The following is a 16,911-nucleotide window of genomic DNA, read 5'->3' as shown; positions in this document are numbered from 1 at the left end:
TACCGGCCGGGCATGGGGAGTGGCCTCGTTCACACGGATGAACGATGTCCTACTTGAGGCCAGAATTTCCGCTGGATGGCCAGGGTGACAGTGCCCGAGATGATCATGCCGGCGATGTTCAGCGCGAGTTGCGCGACCGACCCGCCGACCTCCTCCCAATCACTGAGCGCCAGCGCCACGGCCACGTAGCCGGCGGCGGGGACCGTGGTGACCGAGATGAAGACGCCGATCAGGGCCGACGACTTGCCCGCCGTGATCGACAGCACCCCGGCGGCGCCCGCCAGTAGCGCCACGATGAACGACCAGCGGTCGGGCTTGACGATGAACTGGACCTCCTCGTTCACGCGCAGGTTGCTCAGGTCGATCCAGCCCATCCAGCGCGAGACCAGCGCGCAGGCGAACGTGATCGCGATCGCCACCGCGAACCCGACGACCAGGGTCTTGAGCGAGGTGATGATCAGCCGGCCCCGGCCGCGGAGCAGGCCGAAGCAGATGGCCGCGATGGCGCCGAACTCGGGGCCGAGCACCATCGCGCCGACGATCAGGATGGGTGAGTTCTGCAGGACGCCGATGCCCGCGAGCTGCGTGGCGATCGCGAGGAAGGCCAGGTACGCCCACGTGATGCGCGACTCGGCCTGCACCCTGTGGGCGAGCTCCGCCCAGATGACCGCGTCGTCGGGGTCGCCGGGAGCCTCCTCGACGGCGTCCGCGGCGACCTTGGACAGGGCCAGGTGCACCTGCTCGACGGCGATCGACCCCTCGTCCTGCACCCATTTGAGGCGGTCGATCACCTCGTTGGCCGCTTCGCGCGCGACGTCGCAGAGGATCAGATCGCCCTTCGGCTCGCGGGCCGCGCCGGGCAGTACGGCGACGTTGGTGACGCCCGTGCACTCGTCGAGCACGGACGTCACCTCCTCCGTACGGGTGGACGGGGTGATCAATCGCAGATGTAGCACTTGGTCATTCTTGTCGATTCGATGTTGATGGGCCGTTGACCCCCGTACGCGAGGGTCTCTCACATGAGGCAGACGTTCAGGTGTCACGAGGACGGCGAGGACTGCTGGTTCGCCGACATAGACGATCAGGGGTGCGCGGGGAGGTTCGCGACCTACCTGTTCGAGGAGGTGTTCAGGTACGGCGAAGCCGTACCCGCCTGACGGAGTGGTCGGCGCCCTTCTGCATGACCAGGCCGGCGCGGCCACGGGTGGGGGCGATGTTCTCGATCAGGTTGCGCTCGTTGATGTCGCGCCAGACATTGACCGCGAACTCCGTCGCCTCCTCGTAGGAGAGCTCGGCGATGTACTTGAAGTATGACTTGGGGTCCTCGAAGGCGGTGCGGCGGAGCTTGTGGAAGCGGTCGACGTACCAGGCCCGGATGTCTTCCACCTTGGCGTCGACGTAGATCGAGAAGTCGAAGTAGTCGTTGACCGCCAGGGAGGTGGGCGGAGCGGGCTGCAGCACGTTCAACCCCTCAATGATCAAGATATCCGGATTTTTCACTATCTGTTTGGCGCCGGGGACGATGTCGTATTCGAGGTGGCTGTAGACCGGGGCCTGCACCTCGGGCAGCCCGGCCTTGACCTCGGCGACGAACCTGACCAGCGCCCTGCGGTCGTAGCTCTCGGGGAAGCCCTTGCGATGCATGATCCCCTTGGACTCCAGCACCGCGTTGGGATAGAGGAAGCTGTCAGTGGTGAGCAGCTCCACGTGCGGATGCTCGGGCCAGCGGGCCAGCAGCGTGTGCAGCAGCCGCGCCGTCGTCGACTTCCCGACCGCGACACTGCCCGCGATGCCCAGGATGTACGGCACGCGCTGCCCGGGATGCCCGAGAAACGCGCTCAGCACGCTACTGCGTTGTTGGGACCCGGTGAAGTGGAGGTTCAGCAGCCGGGTCAGGGGGAGGTAGATGTCGGTGACCTCGGCGAGGTCGATGGGGTCGTCGACGCCACGCAGCTCTTCCAGCTCTTCCTCGGTGAGAGTCAAGGGCGTGTTCTTGCGGAGTTCGCTCCACTGCTCCCTGCTCAGTTCAACGTAGCCGTTGTTCACCTTGGCAGCGTATCGACGGCCGACAAACGCGCTCTCGACCGGGTGGCACTCTCTATCCACAGCCTGTGGATAAAGACATGGGATTACTTATGACCAGTTTGGGGTAAGGCGGTGGCCCGCGCCCGGGGATCTCACCAAACCGGGCATGCGGCTATTTGTCAGCGGCTACTGTTCGGAGACCTGACCTTCGGGAGGGCTTGTGGACCGTCGTCGCTTTCTGACCAGAGCAGGGCTGGCCGCCGCGGCCGGCATCACCGGGCCGTTCGCCGGAGTGGCCTGCGCGGGCGCCAGGGGCGGGGTCACACGGGCGACCGGCTACGGGCCGCTGAAGGCGGTACGCGACGCGCGTGACGGAAAGGTCAGGCTGCACCTGCCCGACGGGTTCAAATACCGCTCCTTCAGCCCGGCGGGCAGCAAATACTCCGACGGCTCCATCGTGCCGGGCAGGCACGACGGGATGGCCGCGTTCCGCGGGCCGCGCGACACCGCGATCCTGGTACGCAACCACGAGGTCAGCGGAGCGGTCGGCGCCTTCGGCGACAAGGACAAGGCCTACGATCCCGCGGCCGGCGGCGGCACCTCGACCCTCCACGTCACCCGCTACGGCGAGGTGCTCAAGAGCGCCCCGTCACTCAACGGCACCATGATGAACTGCTCGGGCGGTCCGATGCCCTGGAACGCCTGGGTGAGCTGCGAGGAGACCGTCAACGGCCCCGACGTGGCCAACGACTTCTCCGGCGGCGACAACAGCAAGCTGACCCGCAAGCACGGCTACATCTTCGAGGTGCCGGTGTCGGGCACCTCCAACGCCAAGCCGATCAAGGCCGCCGGGCGGTTCGCGCACGAGTCGGCCGCGTTCGACCCGCAGGCGGGGGCGCTCTACCTGACCGAGGACTGCTTCTCCTTCGCCTCCGGCTTCTATCGCTACACGCCGCCGAAGCACCCGCTCAAGGCCGGGCGGCTGCTGGACGGCGGCCGGCTGCAGATGCTCGCGATCAAGGGCTCGCCGCGCAAGGACCTGTCCAAGGGGCAGCGGCCCGGCGCGACGTACAACACGGTATGGGTGACCATCGACGACCCCGACCCCACCTTCACCGGCAAGCCGTCGAACGACGAGGCCGTCCAGGCCGTCGGCAAGCAGGGGCGGGCCGAGGGCGCGGCGATCTTCGCCCGGCTCGAAGGGGCCATCTACCACCAGGGCACCGTGTACTTCTGCTCCACCCAGGGCGGCGCCACCGCCGAGGGTGACACGCCGCCGTCCGGGTTCGGCAAGGGGCGCGGGCAGGTGTGGGCGTACGAGACGTGGACCGGGCGGCTCCGGCTGGTGTACGAGTCGCCGCGCTCGTCGGTGCTGGACCTGCCCGACAACGTGACGGCCAGCCCCCGTGGCACGCTGGTGCTCTGCGAGGACGGCGACGGCGACAACTTCCTGCGCGGCCTCACCAAGCAGGGCCAGATCTTCGACTTCTGCCGCCTGGAGCCGGTGGCGGGCGACCCCGGCGCGGAGTTCGCGGGCTCCACCTTCGGCCCCGGCGGTCACACCCTGTACGTCAACGTCCAGTCCAAAGAGGGCACCTCGTTCGCCATCTGGGGACCCTGGCAGCGGGGCTCGTTCTAGCTCGCCAGCTCCGCGACCGCCTCGGCCACTTGGTCCACCTCCTCTTCGGTGTTGTAGTAGTGCGGTGACAGGCGCAGGCACCAGTCGACGTCCTTGTCGCCGAAGTCGAACTGGGCGAACTCCCGGAAGCTGAGCGCCGAGTTGATCCCCTTCGCGTCCATGGCCGCCTTGAACGGCTCCGGTCGCCACCCCTCGATGGTGAAGGTGACGATGGCGCCCAGCTCGGGGCCCTTTTCGAGGACGCGTACCCCTGGAACGGCATCCAGTAGGACACGCAGCCGGGCGGCCAGCGCGGGCGAGCGGCGCGCGATGGCCTCGACGCCGACCTCGCGGGCGTAGCGGGCGGCGGCCGCGCAGCCCAGCACGGTCGCGTACGGGAACTCCCACTCCTCGAACCGCGCGGCGGACTCGGCGGGCTGGTAGTGGTCCGGCCCGGTCCAGCGGGCGCCGTGCATGTCGATGAACAGCGGCTCGTACCCCGCCTTCAGCACCCGGTCCGACACGTAGAGGAAGCCGGAGCCACGCGGCCCGCGCAGGAACTTCCGGCAGGTGGCGGTGAGCAGGTCGCAGCCGATCGCGGCCACGTCGATGGGGTACTGGCCGACCGACTGGCACGCGTCGACCATGTACAGCAGGTCCAGCTCGCGGCAGTGGCGGCCGATCTCGGCGACCGGCTGGACCAGCCCGGAGTTCGTGGGGATGTGAGTGGCGCTCACCAGCCGGGGCCGGTGCTCCCGCATGAGCGCGGCCATCGCCGCCACGTCCACGCCGCCCTCCGGCGCGTCCGGCGCGTGCACGACGCGCACGCCGAAGCGCTTGCGCAGGGACAGGAACGCGATCTGGTTGGAGATGAAGTCGTTGCGCGTGGTCAGGATGACGTCGTCGGCCTCGAACGGGATCGACGACAGGGCGGTGGCGAAGGCGTGGGTGGCGCTACCGGCGAACGCGATGTTTCGCGGAGCGCAGTTGATCAGGGCGGCGAGCTCCGCGTAGAACTCGCGGACCTGGACGGCGCGGGCCGCGGACGCCTCGTAGCCGCCGATCTGGGCTTCCAGTCGCAGGTGTTCGAGCATCGTGGCCAGCACCGGAGCGGCCAGCAGCCCGCATCCGGCGTTGTTGAGGTGCACGACCCGCTCGCACCCGGGGGTGTCGGCCCGCAGGCTCTTGACGTCGAGTAGCGATCCCGAGTCGGAGGCGAAAGCGCTATTATCCAGTCTCATGTCGGATAGTAGCAGTTCGGCGGAACTGGCAGTGCGGCTGCGTGCCTTGCTGTCCGGCATGGCGCCGGGCGACCGCCTGCCCAGCAGCCGTGACCTGGTCCAGCGCTACCGGGTGGGTCCCGTCACCGTGTCGCAGGCCATCGCCGCGCTGGCCGCCGAGGGCGCGGTGATCACTCGTCCGGGGAGCGGCACGTTCGTGGCGCCGCGCGCCAGAGCGGGCGCCGAGATCGCCGACACCGCCTGGCAGACGGTCGCGCTCACCGACCGGGCCGTGGACACCCGCTCGCTGACCGACGCCCTCGGCCCGCCGCTCGCCGGGACGATCATGCTGGACGGCGGCTACCTGCATCGATCGCTGCAGCCGACGCGGGCCCTGACCGCGGCGCTGGGCCGCGCGGCCCGCCGTCCCGACGCCTGGGACCGGGCACCCGCGATCGGCCTGTCACCGCTGCGCGCCGTGTTCGCCACCATGGCCGGCGGCGGTGTCACACCGGAGGACGTGCTGATCACCGCGGGCGGGCAGAGCGCGCTGTCGATGGCGTTCCGGGCCATCGCGGGACCCGGCAACCCGGTCCTGGTGGAGTCGCCCACCTATCCCGGCGCCATGGCCGCCGCCCGCGCGGCCGGGCTCAGCCCGGTGCCGGTGCCCATGGACGCCGACGGGCTGCGGCCGGACCTGCTGGCCGAGGCGTTCGAGCTGACCCGCGCGCGGCTGCTGTACTGCCAGCCGGTCCATCACAATCCGACCGGCGCGGTGCTGGCGCCCGAACGCCGCCGCCAGGTCGTCGAGGTGGCCAGGGCGGCGGGCGCGTTCGTGATCGAGGACGACTTCGCCCGGCACCTGGGCCACGGCGGGCCCATGCCGCCGCCGCTGGTGGCCGGCGACCGCGACGGCACCGTCGTCTACCTGACCTCGCTCACCAAGCCGGCCGCGCCGAGCCTGCGCATCGGGGCGCTGGTGGCGCGCGGTCCGGTGATGGCGCGGCTGCGGGCGGTCCGCCTGGTCGACGACTTCTTCGTCACCCGCCCGCTCCAGGAGGCCGCGCTGGAGCTGGTCAGCTCGCCGTCCTGGGAACGGCACCTGCGTACGCTGGCCACGGCCCTGCGCGACCGGCGCGCGGAACTGGCCGCCGCCATCGCGCGCGAGCTGCCCGGCTGGAGCGTCGCGCGGCAGCCCGCCGGCGGGCTGCACCTGTGGGCGCGGCTCCCCGACGGGCTGAGCGACACAGCGGTGGCCGCCGCCGCCCGGCAGCTCGGGGTCGCGGTCAGCGCGGGCAGCCGCTACTTCGCCACCGAGGTGCCCGCCGCGTGGCTGCGCCTCGGGTTCGCCGCCACGGCGGACGCCGCCGAGCTGGTCGAGGGGGTACGGCGGCTGGCCCGCGTCTGAGACCGATCCCGCGTACGGTGGCCGGCGCGGCTGGGACCGACCCCGCTACGGCGGAGATCCGTTGGCTGAGACCCCCTGATTGAAGCCGCCCAGGACGTTGTTGATACTCGAAGAGGACACTCGCGACAGGAGGGCTCCTCGTGCTGTACATCTTCGGCTTCGAGCGGATCGGCGTAGCCGTGAGCGATCTCTACTTCGTCGACCCCAATCCGATGAAGGGCCAGGAGGGCGCCGAGCACGGCGTCCGCCTCGAAGTGCGGATGCTCGAACCAGGGCAGCTGAAGGGTTCCATCTATTCGGCGCGGCCCATCAACCTCGACCGGCCCATCTGGCGCGTCGACCTGCTGGAATCGGTCGACGGCAGCCCCGGCAGCTTCGATCGCACCCACCACCATCCGGCCTTCACCGAGTGGAACCCGGGCCCGCGCGTCTTCGACAGGGAGCTGTCGAGCGATCCCCTGCAGTGGCTGGCGGGCAAGCTGGCGGACCTGGACGCCGTGCTGGAAAGGGCGGGGGTGGAGCGCGACGAGTCGATCGCCGCGGACGTGGCCGAGCTGCGCCTGTGCGTCCCCGAGATCGTCGAGACCGTCAGCCGCCTGCTCACCAGGGTGGCGAAGGGTGAGCTCGGCAGGGCGCCCGGTGACGGGCCGACCGACAGCGTGCGGGCCAGCTGGCTGTAGGAGCGCGCCCGGTTAACCTGAGGGGATGATCCTGGGCATCGGCGTGGACGTGGTCGACATCGCGCGGTTCGAGTCGGCGCTGGAACGCACGCCGGGGCTGCGCGAGCGGCTGTTCACCGAGGTCGAACGGCCGCTCGCCGTGCACTCGCTGGCGGCCAGGTTCGCCGCCAAGGAGGCCGTCGCCAAGGCGCTCGGCGCGCCGAAGGGGCTCGGGCACCTGGAGGCCGAGGTGCGCTGCGACGAGAGCGGCAAGCCCGAGCTGCGCGTCACCGGCAAGGCCGCCGAGGTCGCCTACGGCCTGGGCGTCAAGCGCTGGCACATCTCGCTCAGCCATGACGCCGGTGTGGCGATGGCCTACGTGATCGCGGAGGGATAGCTTCAGATCATGCGTACCGCCTACACCGCCGACCAGATCAGGACCGCCGAGCGCGCGCTGATGGCGCGGCTGCCCGACGGCACGCTCATGGACCGCGCCGCCACCGGGCTCGCCGCCGTCTGCGCCGGCCTTCTCGGCAAGGTGTACGGCACGCGCGTGCTGCTGCTCATCGGCAGCGGCGACAACGGCGGCGACGCCCTGTACGCCGGGGCCCGCCTGGCCGCTCGTGGTGCCCGGGTCGAGGCCGTCCTGGCGGGCTCCAAGACCCATGAGGCGGGACTGGAGGCGTTCCGCCGGGCGGGCGGCACGATCGCCGGGCCCGACGCCGTCGACCGGGCCGAGCTGATCGTCGACGGGCTGGTGGGGATCGGCGCGACCGGGGCGTTGCGGGAGCCGTACGCGGGGTTGGCCGAGGCGGCCAACGCCGCGCCCGGCCTGGCCGTCGCGGTGGACGTGCCCAGCGGCGTCGACGCGAGCACCGGTCAGGTGGACGGGACGGCCATCGCGGCGCAGGTGACCGTGACCATGGGCGCGCCCAAGACCGGGCTGCTCGTCGATCCGGGCGCGGGCAACGTGGGCGAGATCGAGCTGATCGACATCGGGCTCGGCCCCTACCTGCCCGACCCCGACGTTGTGGCGTTCACCCACTGCGACGTCGACGGCCGGTTGAAGCAGCCGATGGGCGAGTCCGACAAATACCGCAGGGGCGTTCTGGGCGTAGCGGCGGGCAGCGACCGCTACACGGGCGCCGCCGTGCTCGCCGTGGGCGGCGCGCTGCGCGCGGGCGCGGGGATGGTGCGTTACGTGGGGCCGAGTGAGCCGGTGACCCAGGTACGCACCCACTGGCCCGAAGCGGTCATCACCGAGCTGGGCGAGCCGTCGATCGACGAGGTCGGGCGGGTGCAGGCATGGGTTCTGGGGCCCGGTCTCGGCACCGGCGACTGGGCGCACGAGCTGGCCGCCAGGGTGCTCGCCAGTGACGTGCCCGTCCTGGTCGACGCCGACGCCCTGACGCTGGTCGCCCGTGACCGGGCGCTGCTCCGGCGTACCGCCCCGGTGCTGATCACGCCGCACGCGGGCGAGCTGTCGCGGCTGCTGGAGGTGGACCGCGCGGCGATCGAGGCGGGCCGGCTCCGGTACGCCCGCCAGGCGGCGGCGGAGCTGGGCGTGACCGTCCTGCTCAAGGGCTCGACCACGGTCGTGGCCGAGCAGGGCCGGCCGGTACGGGTCAATCCGACCGGCACGGCCTGGCTGGCCACGGGCGGCACGGGGGATGTGCTGTCCGGGGTGTCCGGCGCGCTGCTCGCCCAGGGGCTCGACTGCTTCGACGCGGGCTCGTGCGGGGCGTACCTGCACGGGCTGGCCGGCCGGATCGCGGCCGAGGACGCCCCCCTGACGGCCGCGGACGTGGCCTCGGCGGTTCCGGCGGCGATCCGTGCGTTGCGCGGCTCTCCGAGGTGAGGACCGACCTCGACAGGGGTGATTCGCGCTCGACCACGTGAGCGAGCTGCCAGACTGGAGGGATGACATCCCCGATGGCGACGCCCGCGGAGGCGCGGGTCGATCTGGCCGCGATCAGGCACAACGTGGCGCTGCTCAAGGAGCGCGCGGGCGGCGCCGAAGTGCTGGGAGCCGTCAAGGCCGACGCCTACGGGCACGGGCTCGTACCGACCTCCGAGGCCGTGCTGGGGGGTGGCGCGAGCAGGCTCGGCACCGCCTTCATCCGTGAGGCGCTCGCGCTGCGCGCCGGTGGCATCACCGCGCCGCTGCTGGCGTGGATCATCACCCCCGGAGAGCCGCTGGACGAGGCGCTCGAAGCCGAGATCGAGCTGTCGGCGGCCGACGTGCCGGTGCTCGACGAGATCGCCGCCGCGGCGCGGCGCACCGGGCGCACCGCCAGGACGCACCTGGAGGCCGACACCGGCATGAGCAGGGGCGGCGCCCCGCTCGCCGCCTGGCCGGAGTTGCTGGCCAGGGCGCTCGCCCTCCAGGCCGAGGGCGCGATCGAGATCGTCGGTTTGTGGTCCCACTTCGCCTGCGCGGACGTGCCGGGGCATGGCTCGATCGACCGGCAGATCGAGGCCTTCGAGGCGGCGCTCAAGCAGGCCGAGCAGGCCGGCGCGGCCGGGTCCCACGTCATCAGGCATCTGGCCAACTCCGCCGCGATCCTGACGCTGCCGCGCACCCACTACGACATGGTCCGGCCCGGCATCGCCATGTACGGGCTCAGCCCGGTCCCCGAGCTGGGCGACTTCGGGCTGCGACCGGCGATGACGCTCGTGGCGCGGATCGCTCTGGCCAAGCGGGTGCCGGAGGGCTCGGGAGTGTCCTATGGGCACCTTTATGTCACGAGTTCCGAGACCACGCTTGGCCTGGTGCCGCTCGGGTACGCCGACGGGATCCTCCGGCACGCGACGGGGCGGGCAGAGGTTCTGGCGGGTGGTCGCCGAAGGGCGATAGCCGGCCGGGTGTGCATGGACCAGTTCATGATCGACATGGGCGACGAGCCGCTCGCCGCAGGCGACGAGGTCATCCTGTTCGGGCCTGGTGGGAGGGGTGAGCCGACCGCTCAGGAGTGGGCGGATAACCTCGGCACGATAACGCATGAGATCGTGACCAGGATCGGTTCGCGGGTGCCGCGGGTGTATAGGGGATCAGGGACATGACGACGACAACACGGCGGAAGGTCGGGATCGCCGGCGCCATCGTCGGTGCCGCTTCGGCCGGTGTGGCGGCGGCGGCGCTGGCCAAGCGCTACGCGGTGGGCCGCATGAGGCTGCGCCCCGACGCCGAGGCGAGCGAGCCGTTCGGCGAGCTGCGCGGCAGGGACCTCACGCTGGTCACCTCCGACAACACGGCCTTGCACGTCGAGATCGACGGGCCCGAGGACGCGCCGCTGACCATCGTGTTCTGCCACGGCTACTGCCTCAGCCTGGAGTCGTGGCACTACCAGCGCCGCGACCTGCGCGACAACCACCGCATGGTGCTGTGGGACCAGCGCTCGCACGGCCGCTCGCAGCGCGCCACCGCCGAGGACTGCACGATCGACCGGCTGGGCGACGACCTGGCCGAGGTGATCGAACGCTTCGTGCCCGGCCCGTGCGTGCTGGTCGGCCACTCCATGGGCGGCATGACGATCATGGCGCTGGCCGACCGCCATCCCGAGCTGTTCGGTGACAAGATCCGCGCGGTGTCCCTCATCGCCACCTCGGCGGGCAAGCTGGCCGAGCTCACGCTGGGCCTGCCGGCGCTGCTGTCCAAGGCCGTGCACAAGGTCGCCCCGTCGACGATCTCGCTGCTGGGCCGGCGGGGCTCGTTCGTCGACAAGACCCGCAGCGCGGGCAGCGACATCGCGTTCCTGATGACCCGCTACATGGGCTTCGGCGACTCCAAGAACGTCAGCCCCACCCTGGTCGACTTCGCCGAGACGATGATCAGGGCGACGCCGACCGAGGTGTTCGCCAACTTCTACCCCGCGCTGATGAACCACGACAAACTGGCCGCCCTCGACGTGCTCGACCCGGTCCCGACCGCGATCCTGGTCGGCGACAAGGACTGGCTCACCCCGCCCGAGCACAGCAAGGCGATCGCCGCCGCGCTGCCCAACGCCCAGCTCACCGAGGTGCCCGACACCTCGCACCTGATCCAGCTGGAGCGCCCGGGTGTGGTCAACGACGCGCTGCGCGACCTGATCAAGCGAGTGGAGTTGTAGTGGCCGAAAGGCTTCCGACCGCCGAGGACATGCGCGCCTACGGCGCCCGGCTGGCCGCCGGGCTCCGGGCGGGCGACCTGCTGATCCTGTCCGGCCCGCTCGGCGCGGGCAAGACCACCCTCGTACAGGGCATCGCCGAAGGGCTCAAGGTACGCGGCCCGATCACCTCGCCCACGTTCGTGATCGCCAGGGTGCACCCGTCGCTGCGCCAGGGGCCGCCGCTCGTCCACGCCGACGCCTACCGGCTGGGCGGTGACCTGGAGGTCGACGACCTCGACCTCGACGCCTCGCTGGAGGAGTCGGTGACTGTCGTGGAGTGGGGCGAGGGACTGGTCGAGGGGCTGTCCGACGACCGCCTGGAGATCCACATCGACCGCGAGGGCGGAGACGACGCCCGCCTGGTGACGCTGCGCGGCGTCGGTGCGCGATGGGCCGACACGCCGTCCGAACCTGCGGAAAAGTAAAATCCGCCCTGTCTTCCGGCAAAGCTGCCACCCTTGACGTACCTCACCATCGATAGAAAACATGATCATTGGTAAGGGATTCGCCCAGAAATTCTGGGTATCAGGAGGGGCGGCGTCCACTTTTTTGGTGGATGCTTGGTGCAGGACGGCGCGGAGTGGGGTGCGGCGGTGCTCAGGGTCAGGCGAGTCGCGTACGCGGGAGCCATCGTCATGATCGGTGCGGTCGGCTGCTCGGCCTCCGCGCAGACCTCATCGACACCCACACCCTCGGCCTCGGCCACCGGGTCCGTCAGCGCCACACCGACCGCCACCGTGAGCAGGAAACCCATCCTGGTCGAGCTCAGCCCCGCCAAGGTCACCGCGGGTGAGACCTCGAAGGTGTGGATCTTAGCCAATTGCCCCGTCCCCAGCGGCGGCCCCGCGCACACCGGCACCGCCACGTCCAAGGCGTTCATCAACGGCGTGTCGCTGACCACCGCGCCGACGTCCTCGACGGCCACGCCCGCCCCGACCGGCACCGCGGCCGGCAACCCGTGGGTACGCGGCGAGGCGCAGGTGTCGGGCACGGTCAAGCGCGGCAACTACCCGGTCGAGGTCAAGTGCGACGGCACCAACGACACCGGCAAGGCCACCCTGCGCGTCGTCAGCGCGACCGCTGACACCTCCGACGACAGCTCCACCAAGGCGCCCACGAAGGCGCCCAGAGCGGGCGGCGGCGGCACTTTCGGCAAGGACGTGGACGAGGGTTCGGGGATGCCGGTCGGCGGCGTACTGGTCGGCGCGGCCGTGCTGGCGGCGGCCGGGCTGCTGATCAAGCGCCGCGTCCGGGGCTAGCCGATGGCCCGCCCTGGACGGGTGGTCATCGCGGGCGCCGTCACCGGTCTGGTGCTGGTCGCGTTCGGCAGGTCCTATCAGGCGACCACCAAGTCGGCCGGCTCCGTCGTGCCCGAGAGCATCGACATCCCGTCGATCGAGGTCGAGGCGCCGCTGATGAAACTCGGTCTGAGCAAGGACGGCGAGGTCGAGCTGCCGCCGTACGAGAAGCCCAAGATGGCCGGCTGGTACACCGGCAGCGCGGTGCCCGGCGACAAGGGCGCCTCGGTGATCATCGGCCACGTCGACACCAAGACGGCCCCAGCGGTGTTCTTCAAGCTCAGGCAGGTACGCAAGGGCGAGATCGTCAAGGTCGAGCGGAGTGACGGCAAGGTCGTCAAGTACAAGGTCGACTCGGTCGAGCAGGTGTCGAAGGAGCACTTCCCGGCCAAGCGGGTGTACATCGAGGACGGCCTCAAGCTGGTGACCTGCGGCGGCAAGTTCGACTACGCCAAGGGCGAATACGTCGACAACATCATCGTCTACGCTTCCAGAGCGTGAGCGAGCAGACCGATCCGCCCGCGTCGGGCACGCGCGTTCCCTGGCCGGAGGTGCATCCGGCGGCCCGCGCCGCCGTCGAGGAGTTCCTCGGCGCCCCCGTTGCCGAGGCCGTGACGCAGACGGGCGGGTTCTCGCCCGCGGCGGCCGTACGACTGCGCGCCGCGAACGGCCGCCGCGTCTTCGTCAAGGCCGTCGGCCCGGAGCCGAACCCCGACAGTGTCCGCCTCTACCAGGCCGAAGCCAAGATCGCCGCTGCCCTTCCCGAGTCCGTGCCCGCGCCACGGTTACTGATCTCTTTCGAGGTCGAGGGCTGGGTGGTGCTGGTCTTCGAGGACATCGAGGGCCGCCACCCTGAGCTGCCCTGGCGCCGCGCCGAGCTCGACCGGGTGATGGAGGCCGTACGGCGTATGTCGGCCGCGCTCACGCCTGCCCCGATCGAGGCGCCGCCGGTCGGGGAGGTGCTCGGCGAGGCGTTCCGAGGCTGGCGCAGGCTGCTCGAGGAGGACACCACCGGCCTCGATCCGTGGGCGCTGCGCCACCTCGGCGCCCTGGCCGAGCTGGAGTCCGGCTGGGTCGCGGCCGCCGCCGGCGACACGCTGCTCCACGCCGACCTGCGGGCCGACAACGTGCTGCTCACCGAGGAGCGCGTCTACGTGGTCGACTGGCCGTGGGCCTGCGTCGGCGCGGCCTGGTACGACACCCTGGGCATGCTGCCCTCGGTCGCCATGCAAGGTGGCCCGCCACCGCAGGAACTCTTCCCCAACCCCGATCCCGCCGCCACGGTGGTGATCGCCGCGTTCACCGGCTACCTGGTACGGCAGGGCCGGCAGCCGCCGCCACCCGGCCTGCCCACCGTCAGGGCCTTCCAGCGGGCGCAGGGCGTCGTGGCGCTCGACTGGCTGAAAGAGCGCACCGGCTGGGAGTGACCCGCTCGACTGGCTGAAACAGCGCATCGGCTGGGCGTGACCCGGCGGGCGGGTAGGCTAAACAGTCGTGCTGGTCCTGGCCTTTGATACCGCGACGCCCGCTGTGACGGCCGCGCTCCACGACGGGCGGAGCGTGCTCGCCGAGTCGACGACGATCGACGCCCGGCGACACGGTGAGCTGCTCATCCCCACCATCGAGACCGTGCTGCGCGAGGCGGGTGCGGCCCTGTCCGAGGTCACCGCCGTCGTGGCGGGCAGCGGACCGGGCCCCTACACCGGGTTGCGCGTCGGGCTGATGACCGCGCAGGGGCTCGCCACCACGCTGGCCGTCCCCGCGTACGGCATCTGCACCCTCGACGCCGTCGCCTACGGCAGCGGGCTCGCCGAGCCGTTCCTGGTCGCCACCGACGCGCGGCGCAAGGAGGTGTTCTGGGCCCGCTACTCCGACGCGCGCACCCGGCTGGACGGGCCGTTCGTCGACCGGCCCGCCGAGGTGCCGGTGGAGGGCCTGCCCGTGGTGGGTGCCGGTGCCGGGCTCTACCCCGACGTCCTGGGGCGATCCGACGCTCCGCCGTACCCCTATGCCGGATTCCTGGCCGCCCTGGCGGCCGAGCGCATCGCGGCGGGAGAGCCGCTCGGCCCGCCACGCCCGATCTACCTGCGGCGGCCCGACGCGGTGGTGCCCGGCGCCCCCAAGAGGGTGACGGCGTGAAACCCCGTCAGGTGGACGTACGGCTCCGGCAGATGACCGAGGCCGACCTGCCCGCGGTCATGGCGATCGAGCGTGACACCTTCCCGCTCGATGCTTGGAGCGAGGCCATGCTCCGCGGCGAGCTGGCCGACCAGCCGCGGACCAGGCACTACGTGGTGGCCCTCGTCGACCAGGAGATCGTCGGCTACGCGGGCCTGGCCGCCGCGGCCGACCAGGCCGACGTCCAGACCATCGCGGTCGTCCAACCGCACCAGGGCACCGGCGTCGGCGGCGCGATGCTGGCGGAGCTGCTGGCCGAGGCCGGTCGGCGCGCGGTGCGGGAGATCTTCCTGGAAGTACGGGCCGACAACCCGCAGGCGCGGGGGGTCTACGAGCACTTCGAGTTCGAGGTGATCGGCCGGCGCCGCCGCTACTACGACGACGGCACCGACGCGATCATGATGAGAAGGAAGCTGGATGGCTGACGCACCCCTGGTTCTCGGCATCGAGACGTCCTGCGACGAGACCGGCATCGGCATCGTCAGGGGCCACACGCTGCTGGCCAACACCATCGCCTCCAGCATGGAGGAGCACGCCAGGTTCGGCGGCGTCGTGCCGGAGGTCGCCTCGCGCGCCCACCTGGAGGCGATGACGCCGACGGTGGAGGCCGCGCTGGCGCAGGCCGGGCTGAAGTTCTCCGACATCGACGCGATAGCCGTCACGGCCGGTCCCGGGCTGGCCGGGGCGCTGCTCGTCGGCGTCGCCGCGGCCAAGTCCTACTCGCTCGGCCTCGGTGTGCCCCTCTACGGCGTCAACCACCTGGCCGCCCACGTCGCCGTCGACCAGCTCGAACACGGCCCGCTGCCCAAGCCGTGCATCGCCCTGCTGGTCTCGGGCGGCCACTCGTCGCTGCTGCTCGTGCCCGACGTGGCCGAAGACGTGATCTCGCTCGGCTCCACCGTCGACGACGCGGCCGGGGAGGCGTTCGACAAGGTGGCGCGGGTGCTGGGCCTGCCGTTCCCCGGCGGCCCGCACATCGACAGGGCCGCCACCTCCGGCTCTGGCACCGCCGTCGCCTTCCCCCGGGGCAAGATCGACGACGGCACGCTCGACTTCTCCTTCTCCGGGCTGAAGACCGCCGTGGCGCGCTGGGTGGAGGCCCGCGAGTCGGCCGGCGAGTCCATTCACGTACCCGACGTGGCGGCCTCCTTCCAGGAGGCCGTGGTCGACGTGCTGACCCGCAAGGCGCTCCAGGCGTGCCGCAAGTACGAGGTGCGTGACCTGCTGATCGGCGGGGGCGTCGCGGCCAACTCCCGGCTGCGCGCCCTGGCCCAGGAGCGGTGCGACGCGGCGGGCGTACGCCTGCGCGTGCCCCGGCCCGGGCTGTGCACCGACAACGGCGCCATGGTCGCCGCCCTGGGCTCCGACCTGGTCGCGGCGGGCATCACCCCGTCGACGCTGGACATCCCCGCCGACTCGTCGATGCCGATCACGACTGTTCACGTTTGAGTCCCGCGCGATAGGTGGGGTAGGCGGGGGTCCAGCCGAGTTCCTGCTTCGCGCGGTCACTGGACAGCCGGATGCGCACGCCGGTCATGAAGGCGTGGATGTACGGCGTCGGCCGCAGCAGCCAGCCGGGCACCCGAAGCGGCGCGGGCGCGCTCGCCGCCTCGGCCAGCGCCCGGACATACGCGTCGAAGCTCACCGGCTCGTCGTCCGCGACGTTGTACGCCCGCCCGGCCCCGCCCCGGTCCAGCGCGGCGACGGCGGCCGAGGCGGCGTCGTGGACGTGCACGAGCGAGAGGACGCTGGCCGGGTGGACCTCCGGCAGCATCCGCCGCCGCGCCATGGCCATCATCTTCCGCGTCGTCACCTCGGGGCCGTAGAACAGGCCGTAGCGCAGGGAGACGCCGTCGATGCCCGGCGTGTTGAACACCTGCTCCTCGTTGGCCCGAATCGTCCTCATGTGCACGCCGAAGGGGCCCCTGGCGGGCTCGGCGAACGGCCGGTCCTCGGTCACCGGCGCCGGGCCGTGGTCGCGGTAGCCGTACCCGAGGAAGAACGACTGCGTGACGAAGCGGTGCGCGCCGACCTCCTTGGCGGCCGCGATCAGGTTGGCCGTGCCCCGCTCGCGCAGCGCGCCCGTCGGATACAGCTGGCGGTGGAACAGCGGCAGGCCGGTGATCGCCGTGGCCTGGTGCATCACCGCGTCGGCCTGGTGACCCTTCACCGCGGCGAGCAGGGCGTCGCGGTCCATCATGTCCGCGACCAGGCCCGTCGCGCCCGCCTCCGCCAGTTTGACGGCACCGCGCTCGGAACGGGTGAGGCCGAGCACCTCATGGCCCGCGGCGAGCAGTTGGGGGATCAGCTCGGTGCCGACGGTGCCGGTGGCTCCTGCCAGAAGTACCTTCATGCCT

General features: G+C 71.3%; 19 protein-coding genes. 15 read left to right on the top strand and 4 right to left on the bottom strand.

The window, feature by feature from the left end; genetic code table 11:
* Positions 1–29: 29 nt before the first annotated feature.
* Positions 30–956 (bottom strand): DUF389 domain-containing protein, encoded by a 927-nt coding sequence (locus tag ACQP2T_RS55055; RefSeq protein ID WP_433512736.1) that lies wholly within the window; start codon positions 954–956, stop codon positions 30–32.
* Between the two features lie 63 nt (positions 957–1,019).
* Between ACQP2T_RS55055 and ACQP2T_RS55050 the strand changes: the two genes are divergently transcribed.
* Positions 1,020–1,157: a hypothetical protein gene (locus ACQP2T_RS55050; RefSeq protein WP_225293890.1), complete on the top strand. Its 138-nt coding sequence runs from the start codon at positions 1,020–1,022 to the stop codon at positions 1,155–1,157.
* Here the strand turns inward: ACQP2T_RS55050 and coaA are convergent.
* Positions 1,129–2,046 carry a type I pantothenate kinase gene (coaA, locus tag ACQP2T_RS55045; RefSeq protein WP_433512735.1) on the bottom strand — a complete coding sequence of 306 codons (918 nt, stop codon included), beginning with the start codon at positions 2,044–2,046 and terminating at the stop codon, positions 1,129–1,131. The two genes, ACQP2T_RS55050 and coaA, sit on opposite strands and share 29 nt — an antisense overlap.
* Before the next feature lie 199 nt (positions 2,047–2,245).
* Between coaA and ACQP2T_RS55040 the strand changes: the two genes are divergently transcribed.
* Positions 2,246–3,664 carry an alkaline phosphatase PhoX gene (locus ACQP2T_RS55040; RefSeq protein WP_433512734.1) on the top strand — a complete coding sequence of 473 codons (1,419 nt, stop codon included), beginning with the start codon at positions 2,246–2,248 and terminating at the stop codon, positions 3,662–3,664.
* Here ACQP2T_RS55040 and ACQP2T_RS55035 read toward each other — a convergent pair.
* Positions 3,661–4,884, bottom strand: coding sequence for an aminotransferase class V-fold PLP-dependent enzyme (locus ACQP2T_RS55035; protein WP_433512733.1), 1,224 nt, complete (start codon positions 4,882–4,884; stop codon positions 3,661–3,663). The genes ACQP2T_RS55040 and ACQP2T_RS55035 overlap by 4 nt on opposite strands.
* On the opposite strand from ACQP2T_RS55035, the gene ACQP2T_RS55030 reads away from it, so the two are divergent.
* From ACQP2T_RS55030 to tsaD, 13 genes are all read left to right on the top strand, one after another.
* Entirely contained in the window at positions 4,883–6,271 is a 1,389-nt protein-coding gene (locus ACQP2T_RS55030) for a PLP-dependent aminotransferase family protein (protein WP_433512732.1), read from the top strand. The genes ACQP2T_RS55035 and ACQP2T_RS55030 overlap by 2 nt on opposite strands.
* A gap of 140 nt (positions 6,272–6,411) precedes the next feature.
* Positions 6,412–6,951 carry a hypothetical protein gene (locus ACQP2T_RS55025; RefSeq protein WP_433512731.1) on the top strand — a complete coding sequence of 180 codons (540 nt, stop codon included), beginning with the start codon at positions 6,412–6,414 and terminating at the stop codon, positions 6,949–6,951.
* A gap of 25 nt (positions 6,952–6,976) precedes the next feature.
* Positions 6,977–7,327 carry a holo-ACP synthase gene (locus tag ACQP2T_RS55020; RefSeq protein WP_225293879.1) on the top strand — a complete coding sequence of 117 codons (351 nt, stop codon included), beginning with the start codon at positions 6,977–6,979 and terminating at the stop codon, positions 7,325–7,327.
* A gap of 9 nt (positions 7,328–7,336) precedes the next feature.
* Positions 7,337–8,788, top strand: coding sequence for an NAD(P)H-hydrate dehydratase (locus tag ACQP2T_RS55015; protein ID WP_433512730.1), 1,452 nt, complete (start codon positions 7,337–7,339; stop codon positions 8,786–8,788).
* Positions 8,789–8,862: 74 nt separating this feature from the next.
* Positions 8,863–9,993 carry an alanine racemase gene (alr, locus tag ACQP2T_RS55010; protein WP_433519961.1) on the top strand — a complete coding sequence of 377 codons (1,131 nt, stop codon included), beginning with the start codon at positions 8,863–8,865 and terminating at the stop codon, positions 9,991–9,993.
* Positions 9,990–11,039: an alpha/beta fold hydrolase gene (locus ACQP2T_RS55005; protein WP_357948245.1), complete on the top strand. Its 1,050-nt coding sequence runs from the start codon at positions 9,990–9,992 to the stop codon at positions 11,037–11,039. Before alr ends, ACQP2T_RS55005 begins: the two co-directional genes overlap by 4 nt.
* 29 nt (positions 11,040–11,068) lie before the next feature.
* The gene (tsaE, locus tag ACQP2T_RS55000) at positions 11,069–11,503 is read left to right on the top strand and encodes a tRNA (adenosine(37)-N6)-threonylcarbamoyltransferase complex ATPase subunit type 1 TsaE (RefSeq protein ID WP_433519960.1); all 435 of its coding nucleotides are present in this window, start codon (positions 11,069–11,071) and stop codon (positions 11,501–11,503) included.
* A 138-nt stretch (positions 11,504–11,641) separates the two neighbouring features.
* On the top strand, positions 11,642–12,337 hold the full coding sequence (locus tag ACQP2T_RS54995) for a hypothetical protein (RefSeq protein WP_433512729.1): 696 nt from the start codon (positions 11,642–11,644) through the stop codon (positions 12,335–12,337).
* Positions 12,338–12,340: 3 nt separating this feature from the next.
* On the top strand, positions 12,341–12,877 hold the full coding sequence (locus tag ACQP2T_RS54990; RefSeq protein WP_433512728.1) for a class F sortase: 537 nt from the start codon (positions 12,341–12,343) through the stop codon (positions 12,875–12,877).
* A complete protein-coding gene (locus ACQP2T_RS54985) occupies positions 12,874–13,803 on the top strand; it encodes a phosphotransferase family protein (protein WP_433512727.1) in 930 nt (309 codons plus the stop codon). Before ACQP2T_RS54990 ends, ACQP2T_RS54985 begins: the two co-directional genes overlap by 4 nt.
* Positions 13,804–13,870: 67 nt before the next feature.
* A complete protein-coding gene (gene tsaB, locus ACQP2T_RS54980; protein ID WP_433512726.1) occupies positions 13,871–14,515 on the top strand; it encodes a tRNA (adenosine(37)-N6)-threonylcarbamoyltransferase complex dimerization subunit type 1 TsaB in 645 nt (214 codons plus the stop codon).
* The gene (gene rimI, locus ACQP2T_RS54975) at positions 14,512–14,979 is read left to right on the top strand and encodes a ribosomal protein S18-alanine N-acetyltransferase (RefSeq protein WP_397305108.1); all 468 of its coding nucleotides are present in this window, start codon (positions 14,512–14,514) and stop codon (positions 14,977–14,979) included. Before tsaB ends, rimI begins: the two co-directional genes overlap by 4 nt.
* Complete coding sequence (gene tsaD / locus ACQP2T_RS54970) at positions 14,972–16,003, top strand: tRNA (adenosine(37)-N6)-threonylcarbamoyltransferase complex transferase subunit TsaD (RefSeq protein WP_357948262.1); 1,032 nt, start codon at positions 14,972–14,974, stop codon at positions 16,001–16,003. Before rimI ends, tsaD begins: the two co-directional genes overlap by 8 nt.
* Here the strand turns inward: tsaD and ACQP2T_RS54965 are convergent.
* Positions 15,984–16,907: an NAD-dependent epimerase/dehydratase family protein gene (locus tag ACQP2T_RS54965; RefSeq protein ID WP_433512725.1), complete on the bottom strand. Its 924-nt coding sequence runs from the start codon at positions 16,905–16,907 to the stop codon at positions 15,984–15,986. The two genes, tsaD and ACQP2T_RS54965, sit on opposite strands and share 20 nt — an antisense overlap.
* Positions 16,908–16,911 lie beyond the last annotated feature (4 nt).

Origin of the sequence: Nonomuraea sp. CA-143628 (genome assembly GCF_050942315.1) — a bacterium.
Classification (GTDB): domain Bacteria; phylum Actinomycetota; class Actinomycetes; order Streptosporangiales; family Streptosporangiaceae; genus Nonomuraea.
The sequence above is the reverse complement of the archived record's forward strand: the minus strand, read 5'-3'. Positions and strand labels throughout refer to the sequence as shown.

What these genes read in the sequence shown, in the direction of transcription:
- ACQP2T_RS55050 (WP_225293890.1), top strand. Translation starts at nt 1,020, where the DNA reads ATGAGGCAGACGTTCAGGTGTCACGAGGACGGCGAGGACTGCTGGTTC.
- ACQP2T_RS55030 (WP_433512732.1), top strand. Translation starts at nt 4,883, where the DNA reads ATGTCGGATAGTAGCAGTTCGGCGGAACTGGCAGTGCGGCTGCGTGCC.
- ACQP2T_RS55035 (WP_433512733.1), bottom strand. Translation starts at nt 4,884, where the DNA reads ATGAGACTGGATAATAGCGCTTTCGCCTCCGACTCGGGATCGCTACTC.
- ACQP2T_RS55020 (WP_225293879.1), top strand. Translation starts at nt 6,977, where the DNA reads ATGATCCTGGGCATCGGCGTGGACGTGGTCGACATCGCGCGGTTCGAG.
- ACQP2T_RS55015 (WP_433512730.1), top strand. Translation starts at nt 7,337, where the DNA reads ATGCGTACCGCCTACACCGCCGACCAGATCAGGACCGCCGAGCGCGCG.
- alr (WP_433519961.1), top strand. Translation starts at nt 8,863, where the DNA reads ATGGCGACGCCCGCGGAGGCGCGGGTCGATCTGGCCGCGATCAGGCAC.
- ACQP2T_RS55005 (WP_357948245.1), top strand. Translation starts at nt 9,990, where the DNA reads ATGACGACGACAACACGGCGGAAGGTCGGGATCGCCGGCGCCATCGTC.
- tsaE (WP_433519960.1), top strand. Translation starts at nt 11,069, where the DNA reads ATGCGCGCCTACGGCGCCCGGCTGGCCGCCGGGCTCCGGGCGGGCGAC.
- ACQP2T_RS54990 (WP_433512728.1), top strand. Translation starts at nt 12,341, where the DNA reads ATGGCCCGCCCTGGACGGGTGGTCATCGCGGGCGCCGTCACCGGTCTG.
- tsaD (WP_357948262.1), top strand. Translation starts at nt 14,972, where the DNA reads ATGGCTGACGCACCCCTGGTTCTCGGCATCGAGACGTCCTGCGACGAG.
- ACQP2T_RS54965 (WP_433512725.1), bottom strand. Translation starts at nt 16,907, where the DNA reads ATGAAGGTACTTCTGGCAGGAGCCACCGGCACCGTCGGCACCGAGCTG.